This is a genomic window from Kocuria atrinae C3-8 (assembly GCF_000286355.1).
Taxonomy (GTDB): domain Bacteria; phylum Actinomycetota; class Actinomycetes; order Actinomycetales; family Micrococcaceae; genus Kocuria; species Kocuria atrinae_A.
Map to the genome: position 1 here is coordinate 1 of NZ_AJXN01000024.1, position 23,675 is coordinate 23,675.

The following is a 23,675-nucleotide window of genomic DNA, read 5'->3' on the forward strand; positions in this document are numbered from 1 at the left end:
CGGTCCTCGCGGCTGCCTGAGCGTCGGGACGAGTCCACGAACACGCAGCGGGCCGTCTCCCCCAAGGCGGCGCGCCGCATGGGACGCGGTCTGTCCTTCACCGTGATTCTTTTGGGCGCACTGGTGGGCCTGGGGCTCATGGCCATCGGCTTCTCCGAGGGCTGGATCGTGGGCGCCACCCTGGCGCTCCTGGGCGTTGTTGGATACGTGATGGTTCAATTCCAGATCATCCCCCTGTTCCGCGACCCTGACGCGGTGGCGATCCACAGCCGCTCCAAACTGTGGCTGATCCCGGGGTTTCTGCTGCTGATCGGGCTCCTGGGCATCGGTGGGTCATTCCTGGTGGAGCCGATCATGGGCAGTTCCATCCCCGAGGGCCTGGTGGACGACTACATCCTGGCGTTCATCGTGGCCGGAATGACCATGGTGGTGGGATCGGTACTGGGGTTCGGACTGGTCGCGATGGCCATGCTCACCCGCCCCGATGACGACGACTCCCCTTTGCGCCCCACCGACTACGCCGAACAGGCACGCCAACGCGATCGGCAGCGCGACCGCGACAAGCGCCCCAACTACTACGATTCGGATTGGATCCGGCGCGGCCCGCGCGACTGATCCACACACCCTCGCCGGACCCGGCCAGAGAAGAAAGTTCCCCAGATCATGCAGACGCCCTCCTCCGCGAATACCGTGCCCTGGCTGACAGAGCACGAGGACGCCGCTTGGCGCAGTTTTCTGGCTCTGTCACAGGGCATGGAGCGCGCCATCGACCGGCAGCTCCAGCGGGACAGCGAGCTGTCGAGTTCCGAATACCACGTGCTCGTCCCCCTGTCCGAGTCGAAGGACGGCAGCCTGCCCTCCCGCGATCTACTACGCCACCTGGACTGGGAACGCTCCAGGCTGTCGCACATGCTGTCCCGCATGGAGAAGCGCGGCATGGTGTGCCGCAAACCCAGCCCGCAGGATGCCCGCGGGCTCATCGTCGAAATCACCGAGCACGGGCGTCAAGTGATCAACGGAGCCGCCCCCTCGCACCTGAACATGGTGCGCGAGGCTTTCGTGGACAATCTCAGCACCGAAGAAATGCAGGCGCTGGTGAACATGGCCTCCAAGGTTCTCCCGCGCCTGGAGAAAATGAACCTGATCTGATTTCCCATCTACCAGTGGGCATCCCGGGGATGTACCCCAGGGGATGCCCTGACCGGGTGAGACGATATCGCTCTTAAACAGGGGACGGGTCCTGTCGCTTGGGGGAATCGACAGGACCGTCGGACATCCCGAATCGGGGGAGATACGGGACGCCGGCCAGTCGGGGGAACTTCCGGGCGCGCTTGGGGGGATGCACCCGGGCCTCTTCGACTGACATCAACACTGTAGGCGTCATTTACATCCAGATGCAAGTAACAACCGCGGTGATTCTCATGACTTCACATTATGACTACTCAATAGTAGGAAATCCTGATACCGAGTCGCAATTGTTGCAGCATTCCAGCGAATCGCGGCGCGTACCGTGATCTGAAATCTCAAACTCCGCGCGACACGCCCAACGGCGACCACGCAAAAGCACCCCGATCCGAAGAATCGGGGTGCTTTTGTGAGAGCTCAGCGATCACGCGTGATCGCTACAGGCTGAGAGCTACTTACTTGCTCTCGTCCTCCTTGGCGAGCACGTAGTTGTACTCGACCTGGTTGCCTTCGCCGCCCTGGCGCCCCTTCACGTCCAGCATCAGCTCGGGCTTCACTGCCGAAGCAATGTCATCCTCGTTGTGCGGGTCGCCCGGGAAGTAGAGCTGCTGGGTAACCAGCTGGTAACCGGGAGCGGAGACCTTGATGTGGATGTGGGCCGGACGCCATGCGTGCCAACCGGCTGCGCCGATCAACTGGCCGCAAGCGCCGTCGGTCGGGATCTGGTAGGGCGCCGGCTGCGTGGTGTTGATCTCGAAGTGGCCGTTTTCGTCTGCCTTGACGGTGCCGCGGAAGAGCCACTCGGGCAGGCTAGGAGCGTACTGGGAGTAGAAACCGGCAGCGTCTGCGTGCCAGATCTCAACCTGTGCGTCCTTGATGGGGTTGCCCTCGGTGTCGGTGAAGTTGCCGTGGAAGAGCAGCGGGGTGCCCTCTTCGCCTTCGCGCATTTCCAAAGTTGCCGGAGTGGACATCTCGGGAGCGTTGGGGACGTAGTAGGGGCCCTCAATGGTGCCGACACTGCCGGGACGTTCCTTGGAGTTGACGTCCTCCACGGTGTGCTCGAGCCACACGTCGAGGAACAGAGGCCACTCGCCGTCGGTGCCGACCTTGATCAGCCACGCCTTGAGTGCGTTGTACTCCTCGTAGGTGACCTCGTGCTTGACCACGATGTCGTTGGCGGCCTGGATCAGCTCACCTGCGAGCTGGGAGACACGCTCCTTGGGAACATCGAGCTTGGCCAGCTTGCCGGACTGGGTGAAACGCTCAGTGGCGAGCGAGCCGGCCTCGACTGCGGTGCCTTCGTTTTCCTTGCGGGTTTCAGTCATGGTGACCTCCACTTTCTCATCATTGAAAAGCTGTACGCCCCGGGGGTGATGTGCGAGTCCACCGGTAGCAAGAGTGTGCAAACCTGTGGTGAGTGACACACCGTGACGCTTGTCTCAAGCTTACGAACCGAATCCATATCTTACAAATATGTAATCAGGGCTTATTGATTATGTAAGACGATCAGACACCCCCTTACCTCACCCTAGGGTTTACCCTGATGTGAGTGGGGTCACTAGAGGGAAGAATGAGACATACGCAACCTGTGGTTCACCTGCGGGTTTTAAGCAGTACCGCCCGCACCACAAGATGCGCCGGGTCCACCCGGTGCACCGAAGTCCAAGGAGTTACGTCATGACCGAAACCCTCAGCCACCTTCACCAAGTACTCGAAAACGCGCTCGTCGACGACCGCGAACAGGGCATCATCCGGGCCAACCGTGAGATCTTCACCGACCCGGAGATCTTCGAACTCGAGATCAAGCACATCTTCGAAGGCAACTGGGTGTACCTCGCTCACGAGTCCCAGATCCCCAACGTGGGCGATTACTTCACGACCTACATCGGTCGCCAGCCCATCGTGATTACTCGCGACAAGGAAGAGAAGCTCAACGCTCTCATCAACGCATGTGCACACCGCGGTGCCATGCTGTGCCGTCGCAAGACCGACAACCGCACCACCTTCACCTGCCCGTTCCACGGCTGGACCTTCCGTAACACCGGCGAACTGCTCAAGGTCAAGGACTCGCGCAACGCGGGCTACCCGGAGAACTTCAACAAGGAAGGCTCCCACGACCTCACCAAGGTTGCTCGCTTCGAGAACTACAAGGGCTTCCTGTTCGGTTCGCTGAACCCGGACGTCCTGCCCCTCGAGGAGCACCTGGGTGACGCCACCAAGGTGATCGACTCCATCGTCGACCAGTCCCCCGAGGGCCTGGAGGTGCTGCGCGGTTCGTCCACGTACACCTACGACGGCAACTGGAAGGTCCAGATGGAGAACGGCGCTGACGGCTACCACGTCACCGCCACCCACTGGAACTACGCCGCAACCACCTCGCGTCGTACCGCCGGTGACTCCACCAACACCACCAAGGCCATGGACGCCGGCAAGTGGGGCAAGGCCAAGGGCGGCTTCTACTCCTTCGAGCACGGCCACCTGCTGCTCTGGCAAGAGTGGGGCAACCCGCAGGACCGCCCGTTGTGGGACCGCCGCGACGAGCTCGTTGAGAAGTACGGCGAAGAGATGGCCAACTTCATGATCAACATCTCCCGCAACCTGTGCCTGTACCCGAACGTGTACCTGATGGACCAGTTCTCCTCGCAGATCCGCCACGTGCGTCCCATCAGCGTGGACAAGACCGAGGTCACCATCTACTGCATCGCCCCCAAGGGTGAGTCGGACAAGGCCCGCGCGCACCGCATCCGCCAGTACGAAGACTTCTTCAACGCGACCGGCATGGCCACTCCGGATGACCTCGAGGAGTTCCGCTCCTGCCAGAAGACCTACCTGGCCTCGGCCGCTCCCTGGAACGACATGACTCGCGGCGTTGCCCACGAGATCTCCGGTCCGGACGAGCAGGCTTCGGCACTGGGCATGGACAGCGTGATCGCCTCCGGTGTTCGCACCGAGGACGAGGGCCTGTACCCCGTGCAGCACGGTTACTGGAAGCAGGTCATGGAAAAGGCTGCGGAAGAGCAGGACAACGATCCGGCTTCTGCCTGATCCACGCCCGGCCATTCCCTGACACGACGAAAGATTGCGAGACCATGACTGAAACGTTGACCGAAGAACGCACGTCCACCATCGAAAAGGTGCGGGCCTTCCTGTACCGCGAGGCTCGTCTGCTGGACGACCGCGACTTCGATGCCTGGATCGAGTGCTACGACCCGAGCGCCTCCTACTGGATGCCCGCCTGGGACGACAACGGCGAGCTGACCGAGGATCCGCAGCGCGAGATCTCCTTGATCTACTACGACAACCGCGGTGGCATCGAAGACCGCGTGTTCCGCATCAAGACGGACCGTTCCTCGGCCACGTCCCTGCCGGAACCGCGCACCGGTCACAACATCACGGATGTCGAGATCCTGGAGCAGAACGGTGACGAGGTGAAGGTCCGGTTCAACTGGTTCAACCTTTACTTCCGTTACAACGTGACCGAGACCTACTTCGGTTACAGCCTGTACACGATCAACATGGCTGGCGAACAGCCCAAGATCATGGACAAGAAGGTTGTCCTGAAGAACGACTACATTCACCACGTAGTCGACATCTACATGATCTGAGTCCACTCGCTGTGACGGACGGTCCGGTGCCCGGCCCCCGCCTCAAGGGTCCGGGCACCGGTGCTGTCCGTACCGATTGGCCCATTCACACATCACAGCTATTGCGGTGAACGCACCCGTCCCATGACCACGGCTCACCGCTAGTAGGAGAAGATCACCCATGCCGAACCAGGTTGCACTAACTTTCGAAGATGGCGTCACCAAGGTCATCAAGGTCGATGACTACGAAACCATCATGGACGCGTCCTACAAGGCACGCATCAACATTCCTTCCGACTGCCGCGACGGCGCGTGCGGTACATGTAAATCCTTCTGCGAGTCCGGCGAGTTCGACCCCGGAGACTTCATCGAGGATGCTCTGACCGACGAGGAGTTCGAGAAGGGTTACATCCTGACTTGCCAGACCATGCCGGAATCGGACATGGCCGTGAATATCCCCGCGACCTCCGAGTCGGCCAAGACCTCGGCCTCCTCGTACACCTCGCGGATCACGCAGCTGGACCGTCATTCGGAGACCACCACGTCCTTCACGCTGGAAATCGACAAGCGCTCTGAACTGGCTTACCTGCCCGGCCAGTACGTGAACCTCAAGATCCCCGGTGCCGATGTGGAGCGCTCGTACTCCTTCTCGAGCGGCCCGAACACCGAGGCTGCGTCCTTCATGGTTCGTACCGCTCCCAAGGGCGCGATGTCCGAGTACTTGCGTGACCGCGCCGAAGTGGGCGATGAGATCACCCTGTCCGGCCCGTTCGGTTCCTTCTTCCTCCGCGACCCCAAGCGTCCGCTGCTGCTGTTGGCCGGCGGCACCGGTTTGGCGCCGTTGCTGTCCATCCTGGAGAAGCTCTCGGAGAATCCGCCGGAGCACGCCGTGCACCTGATTTACGGTGTGACCCGCGAGGAAGACATCGTGGGCTTGGACTGGATCGAAGAGTACAAAGCCAAGCTGCCCAACTTCACGTGGGACTACATCGCCTCCGAAGATGGCACCTCGGCCCCGCACACCGGTTACGTCACCCAGATCATCGAACCGGGTCACCTCAATGACGGCGACGTGGACATCTACCTGTGTGGCCCCCCACCCATGGTCAACGCCGTAGCCAAGTGGCTCGAGACCGAGGGCGTCGAGCCCGCCAACTTCTACTTCGAGCGCTTCGCACCCAAGGAGAAGACTGGAGGCGACGCCGAGACCGGCGCACCCGCCAGCCCCGAGGATGTTGCAGAGTCCGGCGATTCGATGTCCAAGTCCGAGGCAGTTTCCTCCATGGAAACCGGTCGCCTCTCCTTTGCCAAGGAAGATTCCTTCGCGCAGTTGGACGCCCGCATGGGTCTTGAGTTGGCCATCACCGAGCTCATGATGCCCAAGATCACGGACGAACAGGTCAAGAACCTGCGCCGCCTGGCCGAGGCCACCGCGGATTGCGTGGCAGGCTCCGAGGTCAAGAAGCCCGAGGACTTCGTTCGTTACAACGAGGAGTTCCACGAGTACCTCTTCACGGTCTCTAACAATCCCTCGTTGCTGGAGTCCTACCGTCGCTTGGACCTGACCGATCAGATGCAGGCCACGTTCGAGTCCGGAACCGTGATCTTCGATCGTGTCATCCAGGATCACGAGGACTTCGTCGAGGCCTTCGAGAAGAAGGACATCGAGCGCGCACGCGAGGTCATCATGCGCACGCCCGTGACGCCAAGGAGACCATGGAAGGCGCCATCGACAAGAAGGAGTCCGAGTGACCCATTTGCCCGAACCGTTCAATGCGCTGAGCCCGGGCCGTTTCAACGGCAAGGTGGTGCTGGTGACCGGTTCCGCCCAGGGCATCGGACAGCGGGTCGCAGAACGTATCGGCGCCGAAGGCGGCACCGTGGTTCTGGTGGACCGTTCCGAGTTGGCGGAGCAGGTTGCCGAGGGCATCAATGAGTTCGCCGCGAAGAATGGCTCCGAGGGATCTGCAAGCGCGGTGACCGGTGTCGATCTCGAGCAGTTCGCCGGTGCTGAGCAAGCTGTGTCCGCAACCCTGGAACGTCACGGTCGCGTGGACATCCTGATCAACAACGTGGGCGGTGCCATCCTGATGCGTCCGTTCGAGCACTTCGATGCCGAACAGATCCAGAAGGAGATCAACCGTTCGCTGTTCCCCACGTTGTGGATGTGCCGCGCGGTGCTGCCCGCCATGTTGGAAGCCGTTCCGGAACCATCGTGAACGTGTCCTCGAACGCGACGCGCGGTATCAACCGCGTGCCGTATTCGGCGGCCAAGGGTGGCGTCAACGGCATCACCCAGGCACTGGCCATGGAGACCGCCGGCCGCGGTATCCGCGTGATGGCCACCGCCCCGGGTGGCACCGAGGCTCCCCCGCGCAAGGTACAGCGCGGCCCCGGCCCGGAGGGCGAACAGGAGCAGGCGTGGGTCAAGGACGTGTCGATCAGGTCACCGACTCCACGTTCTTCAAGCGCTACGGCACCCTGGACGAACAAGCTGCACCCATCGTGTTCCTGGCCTCCGACGAGGCCTCCTACATGACCGGGTCGGTGGTCCAGGTCAGCGGTGGTGACATGGGCTGAGAGCCCCCACTGGTATCGCGCCGGTAAGTCGAACAGACTTACCCGGCGCGTACAGTATCCGCAGGTAGTGACCGCTACCCACGACCGTCAGGAGTGATTGTGAGCCAGTCCCCGCAACCCGTAGTGCCGACTCACGGCACCATGCATCGCGTGTTGATCGGACTGGATCCCGCTCTGGAACGCCTGGGCGATCTGCTCAGGGACTCCCGCCGCGGCCGTGTGAACACCGTGGTCATCAACGGTGAAGCGGGAATGGGCAAGACCTCACTGATCACCGAGTTCCTCACGCACGTCAGGAACGGAGCGCGCCCTCCCAGGATTCTCAGGGCCCAGGGAGATCAGTGGGAGGCCCAATTGCAGTTGGCCGGGTACAGCCAGCTGATCATGACGTCCCCCGTCCGTTCGGGCAAGGGCTACGACATCGACATCGCCCAAACTCCCGTGGGCTCCCAGGCGCTGAGTCCTGACCGGCTCATGAACCACGCGGCCACGCTGGGCACCCACCTGGAATCGCTACAGGAACGTTCCCCCGTGCTGGTGATCGTAGACGACGCCCACTGGATCGACGAGGCCAGCCTGCGCATCCTGTCCTTCGTCCTGCGCCGGTTACATGCCAAGAAAGTCATGTTCGTGCTGGCACTGGACCGTCAACAGGCGCAGGGAATGCCCGCCACGGTCTTGGACCAGCTCACCGGCCACGAGGTCCAGCAGATCACCTTGGAACCGTTGGATCCGCGCGGCACCCAAGAATTGGCACGACGCCGCTTCAACATCGACCTGACCTCGGCCTCCAGTTACGAGCTGGTCCGGCACACGCGGGGTAACCCCCAGCAGATCAACGAGTTGCTGCGCGAAATGCCCCGGGACACGTGGCATTCCTGGTTCCCCGATCTCCCGGCCAGTAGCCGCGTGCGAGCTCGCGTGGCCAGCATCATGGCCGCCGCCTCCGAGGACCTCATCAACGTGGCGGAGTCCGTGTCCCTGCTGGGCGACGAGTCGTCTCTCACCGAGATCGCCGAGGTGTGTGGCATCACGGATCAGGACCGCATGCTCGCCGCATTGGACGAGGGACATCGCGCCGACCTTTTGACCCTGGAACTGAACCAGGCCAGTAGCCAGGTGAAGTTCTTCGAGCCCTCCGCCGCCGGTGCCATTTATGAGCGCATGCTGCCCAGTCGCCGCGTGGAACTGCACCACCGAGCGAGCCGCGCCGTATTGGACGAATCCCGCAGGTTGGGGCACCTGGTGAGCTCGGCGCCGTCGGCGAATCCCGAACTGGCCGCCCGCCTCGAGGTCTTCGCGAGCGAGCAGGCCGCGCAGCGCCTGGCACGACGCCGCCAACGCCCTACTGTCCGCCTCGCGCCTGACCGACGACACCAGGCTGCGCAACAACCTGCTGCTGCGCGCCGTGGACGCGATCATCGGTTCGGGCAACATTGCCGAGGCCAAGGCCTGGCCGCCGCGGTGGACGACATGCAACCCTCCGCGCTGCGGTCATCGGTCCTGGGGTACCTGTCGGTGGTCACGGGCCAGAATCGCAGCGCCGAGAACCAACTCGGTGCCGCGTGGCGCAGTGTGAACATCAAACAGGAACCCGCGACCGCCGGTCAGATCGCCCAGCGTCTGGTGCTGCGCGGAGTGGCTCAATGGGACGGCCCGGCCATGATTTCGTGGGCCGAGAAAGCCATGTCCCTGACCGAGCCCACCACGCCGGCCTATATCGAGACCGAGGCGATCTACGGGCTGGGGCTGTTCGCGACCGGTCAACTGAAGGAAGCCCGCAAGGCCTACGCCAAGGCCTTCGAACGGTGCGAGGAGAACGCCCAGAAGCAGCGCATGGAAATGGGCGCGGGTTGGCTCGCGCTACGTACCGACGAGGTGGAATCCGCGCAGGCCCAGTTCGAATCCGCCGGACCCACCAAGTTCCGCGGCGGCTCGCTGCGCATTTCACTCTGGTCCGAAGCCTGGCTGGCTCGCACGCAACTGGTCCTCGGCCACTGGGACGCCGCCGCGGCCACCATTTCTCGTGCGGCCCCTCAACTGGAGACGGCGCAGATGGATATGTTGCGTCCCCTGCTGTACTGGACCGCCGCGGAGCTGTACTCGATGCGAGGCGACTGGCAACTCGCCCGGCATTACGTGTCCCTCGCCGCGGTCCCGGCGGACAGCTTCCTGTGCATGTCGGTGCCTTCCCTGTTGGCCAAGGCGCGTTTCCACGAGGCCCGCGGTGACTACGAGGGCTCGCTGGAATGTATGACCAGAGTGGCCGAACTGGATCCGTGGACCAACACCCGCGTCTCCTTCTGGTCGTGGCAGGACACCTACGTCAACGCCCTGGTCATGACCAACAAGCTGGATCGCGCCCAAGAATTCCTGGACGAGTTCGAGGCCATTGACCGCCCCGAGCACATCCCCACCGATCAGGCGCGCCTCAAATGGGCCCGCGGCCGATTGTTGGCGGCCCAGGGCGATCCCGACGCCGCCCGCGACTATTTCGAGGACGCCCTCCACGAACTCAGGGCCCTGAATCGGCCCTACCTGCACGCGCGCATCAGTTTCGCGTTCGGCCAGTCGATGCGCCGGGCGGGCAAGCGACGGTTGGCGTCCTCGGTCCTGCGAGCGGCCCGCGATCTCTACGAGATGTTGGGCGCGCACACCTACGTGCAGCGCTGCGATCGCGAGCTCAAGGCCACCGGCGTGGACCAGGGTGCGGCACCGGATCCTGCGGATCCAGTATTGGCCGCCGTTCAGCGTGAGCGCGTGCAGCTCACGCCGCAGGAAACCGCTGTGGCGGAACTCGTGGCCGGCGGCTCCACGAACAAAGAGGTGGCCAGCCACTTGTTCATTGCCGAGAAGACCGTCCAGTACCACTTGACCCGGATTTATACGAAGTTCGGCATACGCTCACGCAGCGAGCTCGCCGCGCGGTACCGCGACAACGAATAATCCCCGCCGCGCTCACCACGGAGGTGAGCGCAACGGGGATCTCCGTGCGACGTGCTTACTTGACGTCGGAGGGGTGCTTGGCCAGCGGAATCACGGTGATGTCCATGTACGGGAACAGCGGCAGGTTCTGCAGGATGTCGTGCAGTTCGCCGTTGGACTCCACATCGAACACGGAGTAGTTGGCGTATTCGCCCACCACGCGCCAGATCTCGGGCCACTTGCCCGAGCGCTGCAGTTCCTGGGAGTAGGCCTTTTCGGTGGCCTTGATCTCGGCGACCTCGTCGGCCGGCATATCGGTGGGAATGTTGACGTCCATGTGAACCAGGTACTTCAAGGAGTTCTCCTCACGTGTTGGGTTGTACTTGTTCGCCCGCCGCGCCCCTCGGGGACCGAGGTGCCGATGCTTCGGCCGACGCGCGGGCGAGATGTCGCAGGGCCGCGGTCACGGCCCGGCTGAAACTCAGTTGCTGCGGTAGTGCGCGAGCTTGTCCTCGTCGATCGCCGTGCCCACACCGGGGACGTCACGGACGAAGATCTTGCCGTCCTCGATGCTGAGCGGCTCGGCCAACAGGTCGTCGGCCATGTCCAGGTAGTTGGACAGCTCGCCCGCGCGCTTGGAGGTGTGTGCGAATGCAGCACCGAAGGTCACCGAGGCAATCGTGCCCACCTGGGTGTCGATCTGGTTACCCACGTACACGTCGATGCCCATGCCCTGGGCCATGCCCAGGATCTTGGTGGCCTCGGTGAAACCGGAGCGGGCGGTCTTGATGGCCAAGAAATTGGCGCCACCAGTGAGGATCTCACGCGCTGCGGTGCCCAGGTCCGGTGCCGATTCGTCCGCGGCGATGGGGATGGGCGAGTTGGTGACCAGGCGGCGTCGTCCGAGAACCTCGCGAGCGTCGTCGGGCTCCTCCAAGAACTCCATGCCCAGGTCCGCAGTCTGACGCAGCACCTCGGCGGATTCATTGGCGGACCAGCCGCGGTTCGCGTCCATGTAGAGGTGCGCCTCGGGGCCGAGGCCCTCTCGCAGCACGCGGGCAGCCTCGATGTCCAGCGAGATGGGGTGACGGCCCGTCTTGAGCTTGAACGTGTTGATGCCGTGCTTCTCGCGGAATTCCAGGGCGATCTGCAACAGTTCCTGGGCCGGCTTGAAGCCGAGCATGTGCGACACCGTCATGTGATCGGTGTAGCCGCCCAGCAGTGAGGACACCGGCTGGTTCAGGTACTTGCCGATCACGTCCCACACGGCGATGTCCACGGCGCCCTTGGCCGTCTGGTTGTGCACCGTGCGGTCCATGATGGTCTGCATGCGGTCACGGGCGAAGATGTCCAGGCCCGCCAGCTGGGGCGAGAAAATGTCCTCGACCACGGCGACGATGGACTTCTGCGTCTCGCCGTAGGTGTACGGGCGTGGCGGCGTGTCCGCGACACCCACGATTCCCTCGTCCGTGTGCACACGCACCAGGACGTGATCGGCCTCGTCCACCGAACCCGATGCGAAGTGCAGGGAACGAATGTAAGGAATCGAATAGGGGACCGCCTCGATGCGGGTGATTTTCATGCTTGGCCTTTCGTGCCAGGGTTTGCCTCGCTGACATCCATCACGAGGTTCACAAAGTTGTGCAAAAGGGTGGAGCGGTCTTCCCGGCGCCACGCCACCGCAAGCTCACTGTCGGGGGAATCTTCGAGGGGGGCGTAGACCACGCCCTCGAGCTGGAAGGAACACACGGCCTGCGGCACCACGGCCACTCCCCCGCCGGCTGCCACGAAGGACAGCATGGTGGAGGTTTCCTTGGCCACCTGGCCGATGCGGGGCTGGAATCCCCCGTGACGGCACAGCTCCGAGACCATCCGGTACATCACCGATTCCGGCGGGTACGTGATGAAGGGTTGTTCCTGTAATTCGTTGATGGCCACGGGGCGTCCTGTGGCCAGCGGGCTGTGCGAGGGCAGGGCCACCACGAGCTTCTCGCGGGTGACCACCCGGTATTCGATCTCCGCCGAGGCCACGGGCGGGCGCAACATGGCGGCATCCAGGGTGTGGTCTCGCAGACCCGCTTCCATGGCGGGGGTGAGCATTTCGCCCTGCAAGGTCATGGACAGCCCGGGCAGCGCTTGCTTCACGTGGCGCACGATCTTGGGCATCACGCCGTACGTGGCCGAACCGGAGAACCCCACGCGCAGCACACCGGTGGCACCGTTGCCCACCTGGTACACGTCCGCCTTGAGGGTTTCGACCTCATTGACGATCTTGCGACCGCGATCCAGCAATTCCTGCCCCGCCGCGGTGAGATCAACGCGACGCGTGGTGCGGTCCAGCAGTTTGACGCCCAGCTGTTCCTCGAGCTGGCGAATCTGCTGTGACAGGGGCGGCTGGGCCATGTGCAGCCGCTTGGCTGCGCGGCCGAAGTGACGTTCTTCGGCCACGGCTATGAAGTAGTTCAGTTGTCGAAGCTCCATGTGGTCCCGCTTCTTCCCGACATTGTTTCATTAGAATCGTATCTACAATCGGGCAGATTAGGAACATGTTTCTATAAAATCAACCGAATTTTTGGGATGCGTGCCACAGTCGCCGCCAACCGGCTCAGGTGCGGTCGCGCAACACGTGCTTCTGAATCTTGCCGGTCGTGGTGCGGGGCAGCTCGTCCACCACCTCGACCGAGGCGGGCAACTTGTAGCTGGCCAACCGCTCCTTGAGCTGGTCCCTGATGTCCTGTCCCGTCAGCTCCGGCGCGTTCGGGAAGAGCACCACGAAGGCCCTGCCGGTCTCGCCCCACTTCTCGTCCGGAACGCCGATGACCGCGGCTTCCTGCACTCCGGGGACATCCAACAGGCGTTCTCGACCTCCGCCGGGTATACGTTCTCACCGCCGGAAATGTACATGTCCTTGATGCGGTCCTTGATGAACAGGTAGCCGTCCTCATCCTCCACGGCGATGTCACCGGAGTGGTACCAGCCGCCCTCCAGGGCCTTGGCCGTTTCCTCCGGCTTGTTCCAGTACCCGCTCATCACGTTGGGGCCGCGCACGATGACTTCACCGGGATCCCCCGGGGCCACGGCATCACCCAGCGGATCCACGAGCTTGGATTCGGTGAAGAAGTGCTGGCGACCAGCGGAACCCAACTTGCTCACGCCGTCGCGCGGTTCGAGCATCCGCACCCCGGGTGCGGTCTCGGTCATGCCGAAGCCCTGCATCACGGCCACGTCCAGCTCGGCCCAGGTGCGCAACATGCGCTCGGGCAGGGGTGAACCACCGACCATGAACGCGCGCACGGACGAGAAGTCCGCGGAGTCGAATCCCTCCGCGTGGGACAGTGAATCCAGCATCGCCGGGACCATGAAGGAAGATGTCACCCCGGATTCCTGGATCTCACGCAGCACGTCCGGAGCCCGGAACTGCCGTTGAATGATGATGGTGCCACCCAGCATGAACGTGGGGAGGGCCATCATGTTGAGCCCTGCAATGTGGAACAGCGGCGCGACCGCCAGGTGCACCTCGTCCTGGCGCAGATCCTGGCCGATCAGGGCGTTGACGTACTGGTAGAACAGGTTGTTGTGGCTCAGCATGGCACCCTTGGGCTTTCCCGTGGTGCCGGAGGTGTACATGATCAGCGCCAGCTCGTCGAGGTCCAGCTCTTCGTCGATGATGTCTTCGCCGCCGGACTGCAGGAACGTCTCGAACTCCCGCCCGGGGCCGCCACCGTCAACGCTCAACCATGTGTGCACATCCATGAGCTCCGATTCCAGAGCCGTGGCGTTCTCGCGCTGATCTTGCCCGAAGGCCACCGTGGTGGCACCGGAGTCGCGCAGGATGTAGTCGACCTCGGCCCGCCGCAAACGAGGATTGACCAGCACCGCCGCCGCGCCCAGCAACCCGGCCGCAAAGAAAGTCTCGAGCAAGGACGGGTGATTGAACCCCACGTACGCCACCCGGTCACCGTGCCGCACTCCGGAATCGCGCAGCGCGTTCGCCAGTTTGCGGACCCGCAGTTCGAATTCCCGGTAGGTCACGGACTGCCCCTCGAACACCAGAGCGGTCGCGTCCGGACGGACCATGACGCGGCGAGCGGGCCACGTGCCAATTCCAAGGTTCACGGTTTTCCTCCTCAGCTCCCCGGGGAGCACAGCACTGCGACGGATGTCACGTGCAAACCATGGAATCGTCAATCGTTGCGATTGTCAATAGTTATTGATCGCACACAAATTCCCCCATCCCGCATCACGGCACCGCGTGATGCAATGGACACCATGACGGACCGGACACCCCACGCCAAGGACCAGACCAAACAAGAACTCACGCCGAACACCAGCGGTTCGTGGGCGAGCATCGTGAAGTCGCTGGTGATTCCCCGTCCCATTGCATGGATCTCCACGCGCTCCGCCTCCGGCGTGGACAATCTCTCCCCACACTCGTACTTCACCATGGTCTCTTCCGACCCGGCCATCATTCAGTTCGTCTCCACCGGGGTGAAGGACACCCTGCGCAATGTGCTGGAGACCCGCGAGTTCGTGGTCAACCACACCCCCATGGAGCTCTTCGAGAAGATCAACGCCACCGGCACCGATTACCCGCCGGAGATCAGCGAGTTCGACGCCGCCGGTCTCACCAGGGAGCCGTCCCGCACGGTTGCTGCGCCCCGGGTCGCGGAATCACCGGCGAGTATGGAGTGCGTCCTGCACGGCGAGCCCTTAGGCGTGGGCAACGGTTACGTGGTTTTCGGCGAGGTCCGGCACGTGGCCGTGAGGCCGCACGCGCTCGGCGAGCGCGGCCCGGACGCACGGCGGCTGGATCCGATCGCCCGCCTGGGTCACGACGAATGGGCCGGCCTGGGAGACATCCGCTCGATCCGGCGCATCCCGTACGACAGCATCAAACATCCCGTCGACGGCGATCCCACCTGACGCGCCACAGGACCCGACGCTGCACAGAGGCCGCGTCTGGTCCGAACAAGACATGACGACGCCGCCGCGAAAGTCTCGCGGCGGCGTCGTCAATCGTGGTGGTTACGGCTCGGAACCGGGCCGGACTGTCTTCACGACCGGACCCGCCGGACTCAGCGGTCCAGCAACTGCTCCTCAACGATCTTCTCCTTGACCGCGCGGCGCAGTGTCTTGCCGAGCATGGTGCGCGGCAGTTCATCCATGGCCACGATGCGCCGCGGCACCTTGTACCGGGTGACCTTGTCGTAGCAGTGTTCGCGCAGCTCATCCTCGTTGAGAGTGACCCCTGGAGCCAGGATTACGGCGGCCACCACGGACTCGTTGCCGTTGTCGTTAGGAATGCCGACCACCGCCGTGTCCTCCACTGAGTCATGGAGCTTGAGGGCGGTCTCCACCTCGGTGGGCGCCACGTTGAAGCCACCGGTGATGATGACCTCCTTGATGCGGTCCACCACGCGCAGGAAGCCTTGCTCGTCCACGGTGACGATGTCTCCGGTGCGCAGCCAGCCGTCCTTGGTGAGCAGCTTGGCCGTCTCTTCCGGGCGCTTCCAGTAGCCTGGGTGACCTGGGGTCCCTTGACCCACAGCTCGCCTTCCTCGCCCATGGCCACGTCCTGGCAGGTTTCCGGGTCCACCAGGCGAATGTCCGTGCTCGGGAAGGGGATGCCGATGGAGCCGGCCTCCCGGAGATCGCTCAAGGGGTTGCAAGACACCAGGGGCGAGCACTCGGTCAGACCGTAGCCCTCGATAAGCATGCCACCCGTGGCATCTTCCCAGGTCTTGACCAGCGGGACCGGCAGGGTCATGGCACCCGAGACCGCCACGCGCACTCCGGACAGGTCCTTACCCTGCTCCTTCGCCTCGTCCAAGACCTTCTGGTAGACGGGCGGCACAGCAGGCAGCACGGTGGGCATCGACTTCTTCATGGCCTTGAGGATCAGATCCGCGCGCACGGTGGGGAACAGGACGAGCTTGGCGCCCAGGGACATGGCAAACGTCATGCCCAGGGTCAGGCCGAACGCGTGGAAGAGCGGCAGCACACCGTAGACCACTTCCTCAGACGTGGTGCCGAGCCAGTGCTGGCCCATGACCGCGTTGGATTCCAGGTTTCGGTGGGTGAGCATCGCACCCTTGGGCGTGCCCGTGGTACCCGAGGTGTACTGCAGCAGGGCAACGTCCGTGGCCGAAGGACGCCGGTGATCGGCGCGAATGGGGTCGGCGCTGATCAGCTTGCGCCACGCAACGGTGCCGGGGGCAGCCTCGGTGAGCTCCGCACGCTGCTGCTTGAGCTTTTTGACGGGCAACTTGAGCGCGGTCCGCATCACGAAAGGCATCGCGGCGGTGATGTCCACGGATACGATGTGCTCGATATTGAGATCCTTGGGCATGGACGTGATGCGCGAGGCGATCTTGTCCCACACGATGGCCACGCGAGCGCCGTGGTCCTCGAACTGGTGCCGGAGCTCGGGTGCGGTGTACAGCGGGTTGTGTTCGACCACGATCGCGCCCAGGCGCATGGCTGCATAGAACGCCACGATGTGCTGCGGGCAGTTGGGCAGCACAATGGCCACGCGGTCACCGGCTTCCACGCCCATGAGGCGCAGCCCCTCGGCCGCGCGCTGGACCTGGTCACCCAGTTCCGCATAGGTCATGCCGGCACTGAAGAACTCGATGGCGGTCTTGCCGCCGTGGCGGGCCACGGACTTCTCGAGCATGTGGATCAGGGAAGTATCGGGGAGGTTGAGGTCTCGCGGGACATCGGGGCTGTAACTCCGGGTCCACGGACGGGTTGCCAAAAAATCTCGGGAGGTCTCGCTAGCCATGGTTTCGAGGTTACCCGTTCCCGTGGCGGCCCTCACAGCCGACCGTCCCTCTGCCCACGGCCAGGTCCACGCGTCCGGCACGGGTGAGTCGATAGACTTCGCACAGTTGATACCGCCGCTCCCATGGACGAATCGAGCCCCCATGTCACCCTCTTCTGCATCACGTGATCCGCTGGACAACGGCAACGCACCCTGGACCGATCAGCACACCGCCCCGATCGAGCCCACGGACGCGGAGAAGACCAGGCCGCTCCCCCACGCGGATGCCGCAGGGTCCTCACGTTCGGGCGTGGCGTCCGGGCGGTTGCACCGCCCCGATCCGGACACCGGCGTCATGGAGCCCATCGGCGACGAACACCTCACCCCGCAGGATGAGCGCGTCACCGCAACCGCCGCGTGGGACACCGTGCGCCCGGCGGTTCCGGCCGCCACTGCCGGAGCTACCAAGCGACTGACCTCGGACGAGATGCGTGGCGCGCAGAAGAAGCGTTTCGGCGGAATGCAATTGCTCCCGGGACTCTTCGGCTGGTTGGCGGCCCTGTCCGTGAGCGGGGTGCTCCTGCTGGCCTCGGGCCTGTTCGGCCCCCAGTGGGGCATCGAAACCACCAACGGAATCGGTCGGGCCCTGGACCACGGTCTGCTCAATCCCCAGGACACCGCGGGCTGGTTCGCATTGGCCGTGTTCGCGGTGGTCGAGTTCCTCGCCCTGCTGGCCGGAGGCTACGTAGCCGGGCGCATGGCGCGGTTCTCGGGCGTGGCTCAGGGTGTCAGCGTGTGGCTGTGGTCGTTGTTGGCACGCGCGATCGCCTCCGTGGCTGCACTGCTCTGGGCAGATACCGTGGGATTGGCACCGCACAGCCTGGCCGCGCAGTCCGTGATCGGTCCCATCCTGGGATGGGGACTCGTGGCACTCGCAGCGGTGGTGATCCTGGACCTCGTGGCGGCAATCCTCGGTGGCATGTGGGGCATGCGCTATCACCGTAAAGTCGACGCGTGGACCAGTTCGAATGTAATTAACAGCTAGACTCGCATCTGTAGGGGGTCCCGGGGGTCGGGATCACCCTGGGGAGTACTTGGAGGTCTAAGCCCATGCCGTCCACTCTTGTCGCCATTGTCGACGATCATGAAGTGGTTCGCGAAGGTGTCCGTCTGGTGTCCATGACATCGCAGGCGGACGTCAAACTCGTGGGCTCTTCGGACTCAGTTTCCACCCTTCTGGACCAATTGGGTCGCGATCCGGAAAACCCTGCGCTCACCGCGCACGGGGCGAAAAGGATCGAGTGCGACGTAGTCCTGTTGGACCTTTCACTCGCGGACCGGTCTCGACCGGCCACCAACGTGGAGCGCCTGCGCAGCGCCGGCATGAAGGTGCTGATTTTCAGCATCGGCGAGAATGCCGCGCTGATCCGCGAATCCTTGCGAGCCGGCGCCCTCGGCCTGGTTCGCAAGTCGGAGCCGCTCGAGCACGCCATCGAAGAGGCGCGAAACATCGCCGATGGCAAGCCCGTAATCACCAAGGAACTGGCCGCCGCGATCGACGGTGACGTGGAGTTCTCGCGCGCCGCCCTCTCACCTCGAGAGCAGGAAACCTTGCGCCTGTACGCCTCCGGGTTCGCTCAGGTTCAGGTGGCACGGCGCATGGGCATCAAGCAGTCCGCTGTGAAGACCAACATCGACCGCATCCGCGAGAAGTACGCGCGAATCGGGCGTCCCGCTCCCACCAAGATCGACCTGCGGATCCGCGCCATCGAAGACGGACTGGTCGAACCCGAAGCGGATATCACCACAGCCGAAAAGCACCTGTAGCGATTCCGCGCCACTGACCCAAGGTGCGGAATGAACAAACACGTCGCCCCCAGATCGGGCCGTAGCGGGACCTACCGAAAGGTCCCCACCCGGCTCCGACGGAAAAAGTTCTTAGCTGCCACATCCCCCCAAGAGCTCGGTCTCAACTCGTACCGCGCCTACTGGCTGTGGATGATCGGCATTGCGCTGCTCACCATCTCGATGTTCGTCGAGGCGCTGCCTATTCTGCGGCAGCAACAAGCGGCCTTCGCCCCTTGGTACACCGTATTCCTGGCTGCAATTCTGGTGATCTCCGCGCTACTTGTGGTGTTCGGCATCATGCATTCCGTGCAACCCTGGGTGCTGCTGACACTGGCCGCCGTGGTGGGTCTGGGCGTCTTGACCATGCCTCTGGCCTGGAACGGTGGGGTCTTGCTGCAGTACCCGTGGATCAGCGGCTTCATCATTGTGAGCCTGAGCAGCATCACGCTCGCGTGGAGTCCCTGGGCGGCGCTTCTCTACCAACTGTGCATAGAACTCGCCTACGGGCTGATCATGTTCCAACTCATTCCCGTGGACTCGCGCTCCGACTCCCTGGCCACGGTGATGTTCCTCCGGATCAGCTACGGACTGATCTCGATCCTCGTGGTCGTAATCTCCAAGCGCGCCGTGGAGAACTTGGACCAGGACTACACCGAAGCTCTCTCCCAGGAACTCGCGCTCACCCGTAGCCGCTCCGAAACGGCGGACCAGGAACGTATGGACCGGTTGATCCACGACAACGTGATGGCCGCCCTGCTGGATGCCTCACGTGCGGAAGGGCCCCTGGCCAAACGAACCCGTGAACTGGCCACGCGCGCTCTGGAAGTACTCGACGACGAGAACGATCGGTTGTCCGGTAAGACCACCACCATGGTGCACGTGCTCATGGACGAGCTCATGGAATCCTTGTCTCCCTGGCGCTCTCGAGTGCGCTTCAGCAACCTTCGCTCCCACATCCGACCCGTGGGTGAACCTCGCGTCTTCGTGCCCACGTTCGTGGCCCAGGCCTCACCCAGGCCATCACGGAGGCGGTGTCCAACAGCGCCCGGCACTCGGGTACGGACGTGACCTACGTGTCCATGGACGGCGGCCAGTGCCCGCCCACCCCCATCAATCCCGAGGCTTCTACCTACGCTTCACCATCCGTGACGAGGGTCGTGGCTTCGCCCTGCACGATGTGGACACCCAGCGCCTGGGCGTCGCGTGTCCATCGTGGAGAACATCGAAACGGTCGGAGGGGACGTGGAGCTGCGTTCCTCGCCCGGTCGCGGCACCGCGGTGATCCTCACCTGGCCCAAAGATGCGCTGTCATGAACAGCTCCGGGATCAGCCCCAAAGCTCTCACCGCACTGTCCCTTCTGGGCTTTTCGGGTTCATTCGTCATCGGAGTGACCGAGGTGGAATCCGCCCGGGACCCGAACGCGATGATCCTCTCGCTGGTGTTCTACGCCGGGGCCGCGCTGATCATCGCGGCCCCCCGGTGGGCCACCCAGCAAATGCCGCTGCTGTCCACCATGTCGGCCGTGCTGCTGTTCATGCTCGCCGCGGAACAGGGCTACGAAGCAACCGTTCCCGTGCCGATCGCCGGGCAAGCGCCGTGGTTCGCCATGGGGTTCACCGTGATGATCTTCGCCCTGTGCTTGCGGCAACGCTTCTGGTGGGCGGTGCTGTTGTGGGTTGTCATCACACTCATGTCCCTGCGCCGCTGGATCGTGGTCCGTGACAACTTAATCCCCACGGAGAGCTACACCGTGATGGCACTGGGGCTTTTCGTGGCCACGTGGGTGGGTTACCAGGAGTTCTTGCGGTTCAACCAACGTAAACGCGAGATCCGCCGCATGCTGCTCACCGCTCGTAGTAATGACGAGGCCGAACAGGACTCCAAGAACGCCTCGTACCAGCGCGTGCAGGATGTTCGCCGGCTCGCAGGTGGCCTGCTCGAGCGCATTGCCCGCGACCCGTCCGAAGTGACCGAGTACGACATCAACCAGTTCCGGCTCACCGAGGCGCAATTGCGCGACACCATTCGGGGACGTTCGATTGCCACGCCCTACATCCTGGAAATCACCCGTACCGCGCGCGATCGTGGCGTGCGGGTGGACATCCTGGACGAGCGCGGCCAGCCTCTGCCGCCCAAGGTCATGGAGGCCACCACCGAGCAGGTGGCCGAGGTCCTCAACCACGCCCAGTGCGGTGTGGTCACGATCCGTGCGTTCCCCAAGGGCGATCCCACCGCGGTGTTCATCGTGCACGACAATGACGACGAGGATGAAGATCCGATCGCGATCGAGATCGCCGATGTCACCGGCGAGGTCTCGCGCTTCTAGTACCGCCGACGACGCCGCAACGGTTCCGCGCGTTGCTCACCCACCCGGACGGCGCAGGCACGGGTCGTACAAGCTACGGCCCCACGACGCCGCCGCGGCGATCGCACTGCACGGATCCCTCGCGCCACGATGGAGGCGGGTATTTCTCCAGACCTTGAACCACGGGGCCCGTCCCGGCCCAGGGCTGCCTAGCGTGTGCTGCATGGAGACACTCACCGATTCCCAGCTCAACCCGTCCGAACCGTTCGACCCTTCGGATTCGGAAGATCACCCGCATGCGGCGTTTGCCGCCATCGGCTGCGCGGACGGGAAGTCACGGTGCCCGTGGGCCGTGGCAACCCCCGGCACCCTGATCGACCACGACCACGAATGGGCGGTGTCCCCGTGCACCCCCACCGAGTACTTCCAGGCATTGAGTATCGAGCTCTTCGACTCGGGTCTCGCGCGCTGGTCACAATCCGGTAGGCACCCCTCGTGGTACCTGTACATGGCGGATCTCGAGCCCTCACGGGTGGCTCGCCTGGATGACGACGACGTGGAGGATCTGCTCCTCAACCCGGAACTCATCCGCAATCGCGCCAAGATCGAGGCGGTGATCCACAATGCGCGGATCTGCGAGGACTGGTCGATGACAGAGTGGCAGGAACTGTTGGCCGAAGCGCAAGTTCCCGCCTTGGCTGAGCCTCCGGTGCGCTCCCTGGACCTTCCCGACAGCACACCGGAGTCCCGCAAGCTCTCCGGGTTGTTCCGGGAACGCGGGTTCAAGCTCATCGGGCCGGTTACCGCCCATCGGTGGTTGCAGCGCACCGCGCTGGCCCCCGGCCACGTCCAGGGCTGTTTCCGCGCGCAGGCGGTCCTGGCCTAGTCCAGCAACAGCGCGGGTTCCTCGAGGATGCGTGCGACGTCCGCCATGAACCGAGCGGAGAGGTCTCCATCCACCACGCGGTGGTCGAAGGAACCACCCAGAGTGGTGATCCAACGCGGGATCACCTCACCGTCCACGACCCACGGCTTCTGCTTGATGGTGCCGAAGGCCACGATGGCCACCTCACCGGGATTGATGATGGGCGTGCCCGTGTCGATGCCCAGCGCACCGATGTTGGTGATGGACAGCGTGCCGCCCTGCATGTCACCGGGCTGGGTCTTGCCCTGGCGTGCCGTTTGCGCCAGCTCGTTCAAGGCAATGGCCAGTTCGCGCAGGTTGAGGTCCTGGGCGTCCTTGATGTTGGGCACCAGCAAACCGCGCGGGGTGGCCGCGGCGATACCCAAGTTCATGTAGCGCTTGATGATGATCTCGGAATCGGTCCACGTGGCATTGACCTGCGGGTTGCGCGCAGCCGCCAGATCACGGCCTTGGCGAGGATCAACAGCGGAGTGACCTTGACACCCTCGAAGTGCGGGGAGGTCTTGAGTCGCTTGATGAACTCCATGGTCCGGGAGGCATCCACGTCCACGAAGATCGACACGTGCGGGGCGCTGAACGCCGAGCGCACCATGTTCTGGGCCGTGGCCTTGCGGACGCCCTTGACCGGGATGCGTTCGTCACGGGAGCGAGCGGGTGCGTGGGTCGAGGTCCAGAACGTGTCCGGGCCGTCCTCCACTTCGCGTAAGTGAGCGGCGTAGGCCAACAAGTCATGCTTGGTGACCTGACCGCCCTCACCCGTGGCGGTCACATCCGCCAGGTCGATACCCATTTCCTTGGCGGCCTTGCGGACCGGCGGCTTGGCCATGCTGGGACGGCGCGGGATGGACGCCTGCGCGGCGCCCGGTTGCTGGGGTGCGGTGTCGTCGAGGGAACGCAGCCAGGTCTCACCGCGATCGCGGAACTTCCCGGCCTTGTCCGCCAGGTCCTGTGCGGCGGTGCCCAGACCCGACTTGGAGAATCGGTCCGCCCAGCCGGCGGCCACACGAGCCGCGCCACCGCGAGCCGTTTCCTGGTCCTGCTGCGGAGCGGGCTTGCCCTGTTCGTCGAGGCCCTGGGGCTGCTCGGCGTCGATCCGCATGGCTGTGCGGGTGCGCTGGCGGCGTCGTACGGGATCGGCCTTGGGACCGGCGCCCACGAGTGCTTGGCCGGACTCGCTCGAATCCATGCTGCGCCCGGACCCGGAGGTGGATTCCTCCTGGGGGCCCAGCTGCTCGGGCGTGGGTTCGCCCTCCACGCCGTCCTTGGGCGCGGATCCCGTGTATCCGGGATCGGGCGTGCCGGACGGTGCGGACTCGGAATCGCCCACGGTGATGATGGGCGTTCCTACCTCGACCGTGGTCCCCTCGGACACCATGATGCTCAGAACGGTCCCCGCGAACGGGGACGGCAGCTCCACCACGGACTTGGCGGTCTCGATTTCACAGATCACCTGGTTCACCGTGACGGTCTGCCCCTCGGCCACCTTCCAGGACAGGATCTCGGCTTCGGTCAGGCCCTCGCCCACATCGGGCAACGTGAAAACCTGGGACATGAGTTCT

At 63.9% G+C, this 23,675-nt stretch carries 19 protein-coding genes and 4 pseudogenes; 15 read left to right on the plus strand and 8 right to left on the minus strand.

Translation table 11 applies throughout. The features are described 5' to 3' along the window. Positions 1–615: pseudogene (locus YO9_RS0103060) on the plus strand (hypothetical protein); the annotation flags it as partial. Positions 616–663: 48 nt separating this feature from the next. Next, complete coding sequence (locus YO9_RS0103065; RefSeq protein WP_016996193.1) at positions 664–1,149, plus strand: MarR family winged helix-turn-helix transcriptional regulator; 486 nt, start codon at positions 664–666, stop codon at positions 1,147–1,149. A gap of 491 nt (positions 1,150–1,640) precedes the next feature. Here YO9_RS0103065 and catA read toward each other — a convergent pair whose 3' ends face one another. Then, complete coding sequence (gene catA / locus YO9_RS0103070) at positions 1,641–2,510, minus strand: catechol 1,2-dioxygenase (protein ID WP_223286019.1); 870 nt, start codon at positions 2,508–2,510, stop codon at positions 1,641–1,643. A gap of 352 nt (positions 2,511–2,862) precedes the next feature. On the opposite strand from catA, the gene benA reads away from it, so the two are divergent. From benA to YO9_RS0103095, 7 genes and pseudogenes are all read left to right on the plus strand, one after another. Further along, complete coding sequence (gene benA / locus YO9_RS0103075; RefSeq protein ID WP_016996195.1) at positions 2,863–4,230, plus strand: benzoate 1,2-dioxygenase large subunit; 1,368 nt, start codon at positions 2,863–2,865, stop codon at positions 4,228–4,230. Positions 4,231–4,274: 44 nt separating this feature from the next. Beyond that, positions 4,275–4,790, plus strand: coding sequence for a benzoate 1,2-dioxygenase small subunit (benB, locus tag YO9_RS0103080; protein ID WP_016996196.1), 516 nt, complete (start codon positions 4,275–4,277; stop codon positions 4,788–4,790). A 160-nt stretch (positions 4,791–4,950) separates the two neighbouring features. After that, entirely contained in the window at positions 4,951–6,705 is a 1,755-nt protein-coding gene (benC, locus tag YO9_RS0103085; protein ID WP_223286020.1) for a benzoate 1,2-dioxygenase electron transfer component BenC, read from the plus strand. Continuing rightward, on the plus strand, positions 6,629–6,988 hold the full coding sequence (locus YO9_RS20480) for an SDR family NAD(P)-dependent oxidoreductase (protein WP_317259729.1): 360 nt from the start codon (positions 6,629–6,631) through the stop codon (positions 6,986–6,988). Before benC ends, YO9_RS20480 begins: the two co-directional genes overlap by 77 nt. A 2-nt stretch (positions 6,989–6,990) precedes the next feature. After that, positions 6,991–7,086 (plus strand): annotated as a pseudogene (gene benD / locus YO9_RS20485) (1,6-dihydroxycyclohexa-2,4-diene-1-carboxylate dehydrogenase); the annotation flags it as partial. A 104-nt stretch (positions 7,087–7,190) separates the two neighbouring features. Then, the gene (locus YO9_RS20490; protein WP_016996197.1) at positions 7,191–7,349 is read left to right on the plus strand and encodes an SDR family oxidoreductase; all 159 of its coding nucleotides are present in this window, start codon (positions 7,191–7,193) and stop codon (positions 7,347–7,349) included. 99 nt (positions 7,350–7,448) lie between these two features. Continuing rightward, on the plus strand, positions 7,449–10,295 hold the full coding sequence (locus YO9_RS0103095; RefSeq protein ID WP_223286021.1) for a helix-turn-helix transcriptional regulator: 2,847 nt from the start codon (positions 7,449–7,451) through the stop codon (positions 10,293–10,295). A gap of 55 nt (positions 10,296–10,350) precedes the next feature. On the opposite strand, the gene catC is transcribed toward YO9_RS0103095, so the two are convergent. The 5 genes from catC to YO9_RS0103115 form a co-directional block, all read right to left on the minus strand. Next, positions 10,351–10,629 (minus strand): muconolactone Delta-isomerase, encoded by a 279-nt coding sequence (gene catC, locus YO9_RS0103100; RefSeq protein WP_016996198.1) that lies wholly within the window; start codon positions 10,627–10,629, stop codon positions 10,351–10,353. Between the two features lie 126 nt (positions 10,630–10,755). Then, positions 10,756–11,856, minus strand: coding sequence for a mandelate racemase/muconate lactonizing enzyme family protein (locus tag YO9_RS0103105; protein WP_016996199.1), 1,101 nt, complete (start codon positions 11,854–11,856; stop codon positions 10,756–10,758). Then, a complete protein-coding gene (locus YO9_RS0103110) occupies positions 11,853–12,755 on the minus strand; it encodes a LysR family transcriptional regulator (RefSeq protein ID WP_016996200.1) in 903 nt (300 codons plus the stop codon). The genes YO9_RS0103105 and YO9_RS0103110 overlap by 4 nt, the downstream gene beginning before the upstream one ends. 124 nt (positions 12,756–12,879) lie before the next feature. Next, positions 12,880–13,110 (minus strand): AMP-binding enzyme, encoded by a 231-nt coding sequence (locus YO9_RS16540; protein ID WP_262925556.1) that lies wholly within the window; start codon positions 13,108–13,110, stop codon positions 12,880–12,882. Further along, a complete protein-coding gene (locus YO9_RS0103115; protein WP_223286023.1) occupies positions 13,017–14,390 on the minus strand; it encodes an AMP-binding protein in 1,374 nt (457 codons plus the stop codon). Before YO9_RS0103115 ends, YO9_RS16540 begins: the two co-directional genes overlap by 94 nt. 153 nt (positions 14,391–14,543) lie before the next feature. On the opposite strand from YO9_RS0103115, the gene YO9_RS0103120 reads away from it, so the two are divergent. Further along, positions 14,544–15,197 carry a flavin reductase family protein gene (locus YO9_RS0103120; protein ID WP_223286024.1) on the plus strand — a complete coding sequence of 218 codons (654 nt, stop codon included), beginning with the start codon at positions 14,544–14,546 and terminating at the stop codon, positions 15,195–15,197. A gap of 152 nt (positions 15,198–15,349) precedes the next feature. Here the strand turns inward: YO9_RS0103120 and YO9_RS0103125 are convergent. Then, positions 15,350–17,058: pseudogene (locus YO9_RS0103125) on the minus strand (long-chain-fatty-acid--CoA ligase). Positions 17,059–17,200: 142 nt separating this feature from the next. Between YO9_RS0103125 and YO9_RS0103130 the strand changes: the two are divergent. The 5 genes from YO9_RS0103130 to YO9_RS0103150 all read left to right on the plus strand — a co-directional run bounded on the left by YO9_RS0103130 (position 17,201) and on the right by YO9_RS0103150 (position 22,077). Then, positions 17,201–18,082: a YrzE family protein gene (locus tag YO9_RS0103130; RefSeq protein WP_016996203.1), complete on the plus strand. Its 882-nt coding sequence runs from the start codon at positions 17,201–17,203 to the stop codon at positions 18,080–18,082. 65 nt (positions 18,083–18,147) lie between these two features. Continuing rightward, positions 18,148–18,864, plus strand: a complete 717-nt coding sequence (locus tag YO9_RS0103135; protein ID WP_016996204.1) for a LuxR C-terminal-related transcriptional regulator — start codon at positions 18,148–18,150, stop codon at positions 18,862–18,864. A gap of 30 nt (positions 18,865–18,894) precedes the next feature. Next, a complete protein-coding gene (locus YO9_RS0103140; RefSeq protein WP_223286025.1) occupies positions 18,895–19,953 on the plus strand; it encodes an MFS transporter in 1,059 nt (352 codons plus the stop codon). A gap of 242 nt (positions 19,954–20,195) precedes the next feature. Continuing rightward, complete coding sequence (locus YO9_RS0103145; protein WP_016996206.1) at positions 20,196–21,212, plus strand: hypothetical protein; 1,017 nt, start codon at positions 20,196–20,198, stop codon at positions 21,210–21,212. A 202-nt stretch (positions 21,213–21,414) separates the two neighbouring features. Then, positions 21,415–22,077: a DNA-3-methyladenine glycosylase I gene (locus YO9_RS0103150; protein ID WP_016996207.1), complete on the plus strand. Its 663-nt coding sequence runs from the start codon at positions 21,415–21,417 to the stop codon at positions 22,075–22,077. Here YO9_RS0103150 and YO9_RS0103155 read toward each other — a convergent pair. Next, a pseudogene (locus YO9_RS0103155) lies at positions 22,074–23,668 on the minus strand (dihydrolipoamide acetyltransferase family protein). The gene YO9_RS0103150 and the pseudogene YO9_RS0103155 sit on opposite strands and share 4 nt — an antisense overlap. Positions 23,669–23,675 lie beyond the last annotated feature (7 nt).

What these genes read in the sequence shown, in the direction of transcription:
- YO9_RS0103065 (WP_016996193.1), top strand. Translation starts at nt 664, where the DNA reads ATGCAGACGCCCTCCTCCGCGAATACCGTGCCCTGGCTGACAGAGCAC.
- catA (WP_223286019.1), bottom strand. Translation starts at nt 2,510, where the DNA reads ATGACTGAAACCCGCAAGGAAAACGAAGGCACCGCAGTCGAGGCCGGC.
- benA (WP_016996195.1), top strand. Translation starts at nt 2,863, where the DNA reads ATGACCGAAACCCTCAGCCACCTTCACCAAGTACTCGAAAACGCGCTC.
- benB (WP_016996196.1), top strand. Translation starts at nt 4,275, where the DNA reads ATGACTGAAACGTTGACCGAAGAACGCACGTCCACCATCGAAAAGGTG.
- benC (WP_223286020.1), top strand. Translation starts at nt 4,951, where the DNA reads ATGCCGAACCAGGTTGCACTAACTTTCGAAGATGGCGTCACCAAGGTC.
- YO9_RS0103105 (WP_016996199.1), bottom strand. Translation starts at nt 11,856, where the DNA reads ATGAAAATCACCCGCATCGAGGCGGTCCCCTATTCGATTCCTTACATT.
- YO9_RS0103110 (WP_016996200.1), bottom strand. Translation starts at nt 12,755, where the DNA reads ATGGAGCTTCGACAACTGAACTACTTCATAGCCGTGGCCGAAGAACGT.
- YO9_RS0103120 (WP_223286024.1), top strand. Translation starts at nt 14,544, where the DNA reads ATGACGGACCGGACACCCCACGCCAAGGACCAGACCAAACAAGAACTC.
- YO9_RS0103130 (WP_016996203.1), top strand. Translation starts at nt 17,201, where the DNA reads ATGTCACCCTCTTCTGCATCACGTGATCCGCTGGACAACGGCAACGCA.
- YO9_RS0103135 (WP_016996204.1), top strand. Translation starts at nt 18,148, where the DNA reads ATGCCGTCCACTCTTGTCGCCATTGTCGACGATCATGAAGTGGTTCGC.
- YO9_RS0103140 (WP_223286025.1), top strand. Translation starts at nt 18,895, where the DNA reads ATGAACAAACACGTCGCCCCCAGATCGGGCCGTAGCGGGACCTACCGA.
- YO9_RS0103145 (WP_016996206.1), top strand. Translation starts at nt 20,196, where the DNA reads ATGAACAGCTCCGGGATCAGCCCCAAAGCTCTCACCGCACTGTCCCTT.
- YO9_RS0103150 (WP_016996207.1), top strand. Translation starts at nt 21,415, where the DNA reads ATGGAGACACTCACCGATTCCCAGCTCAACCCGTCCGAACCGTTCGAC.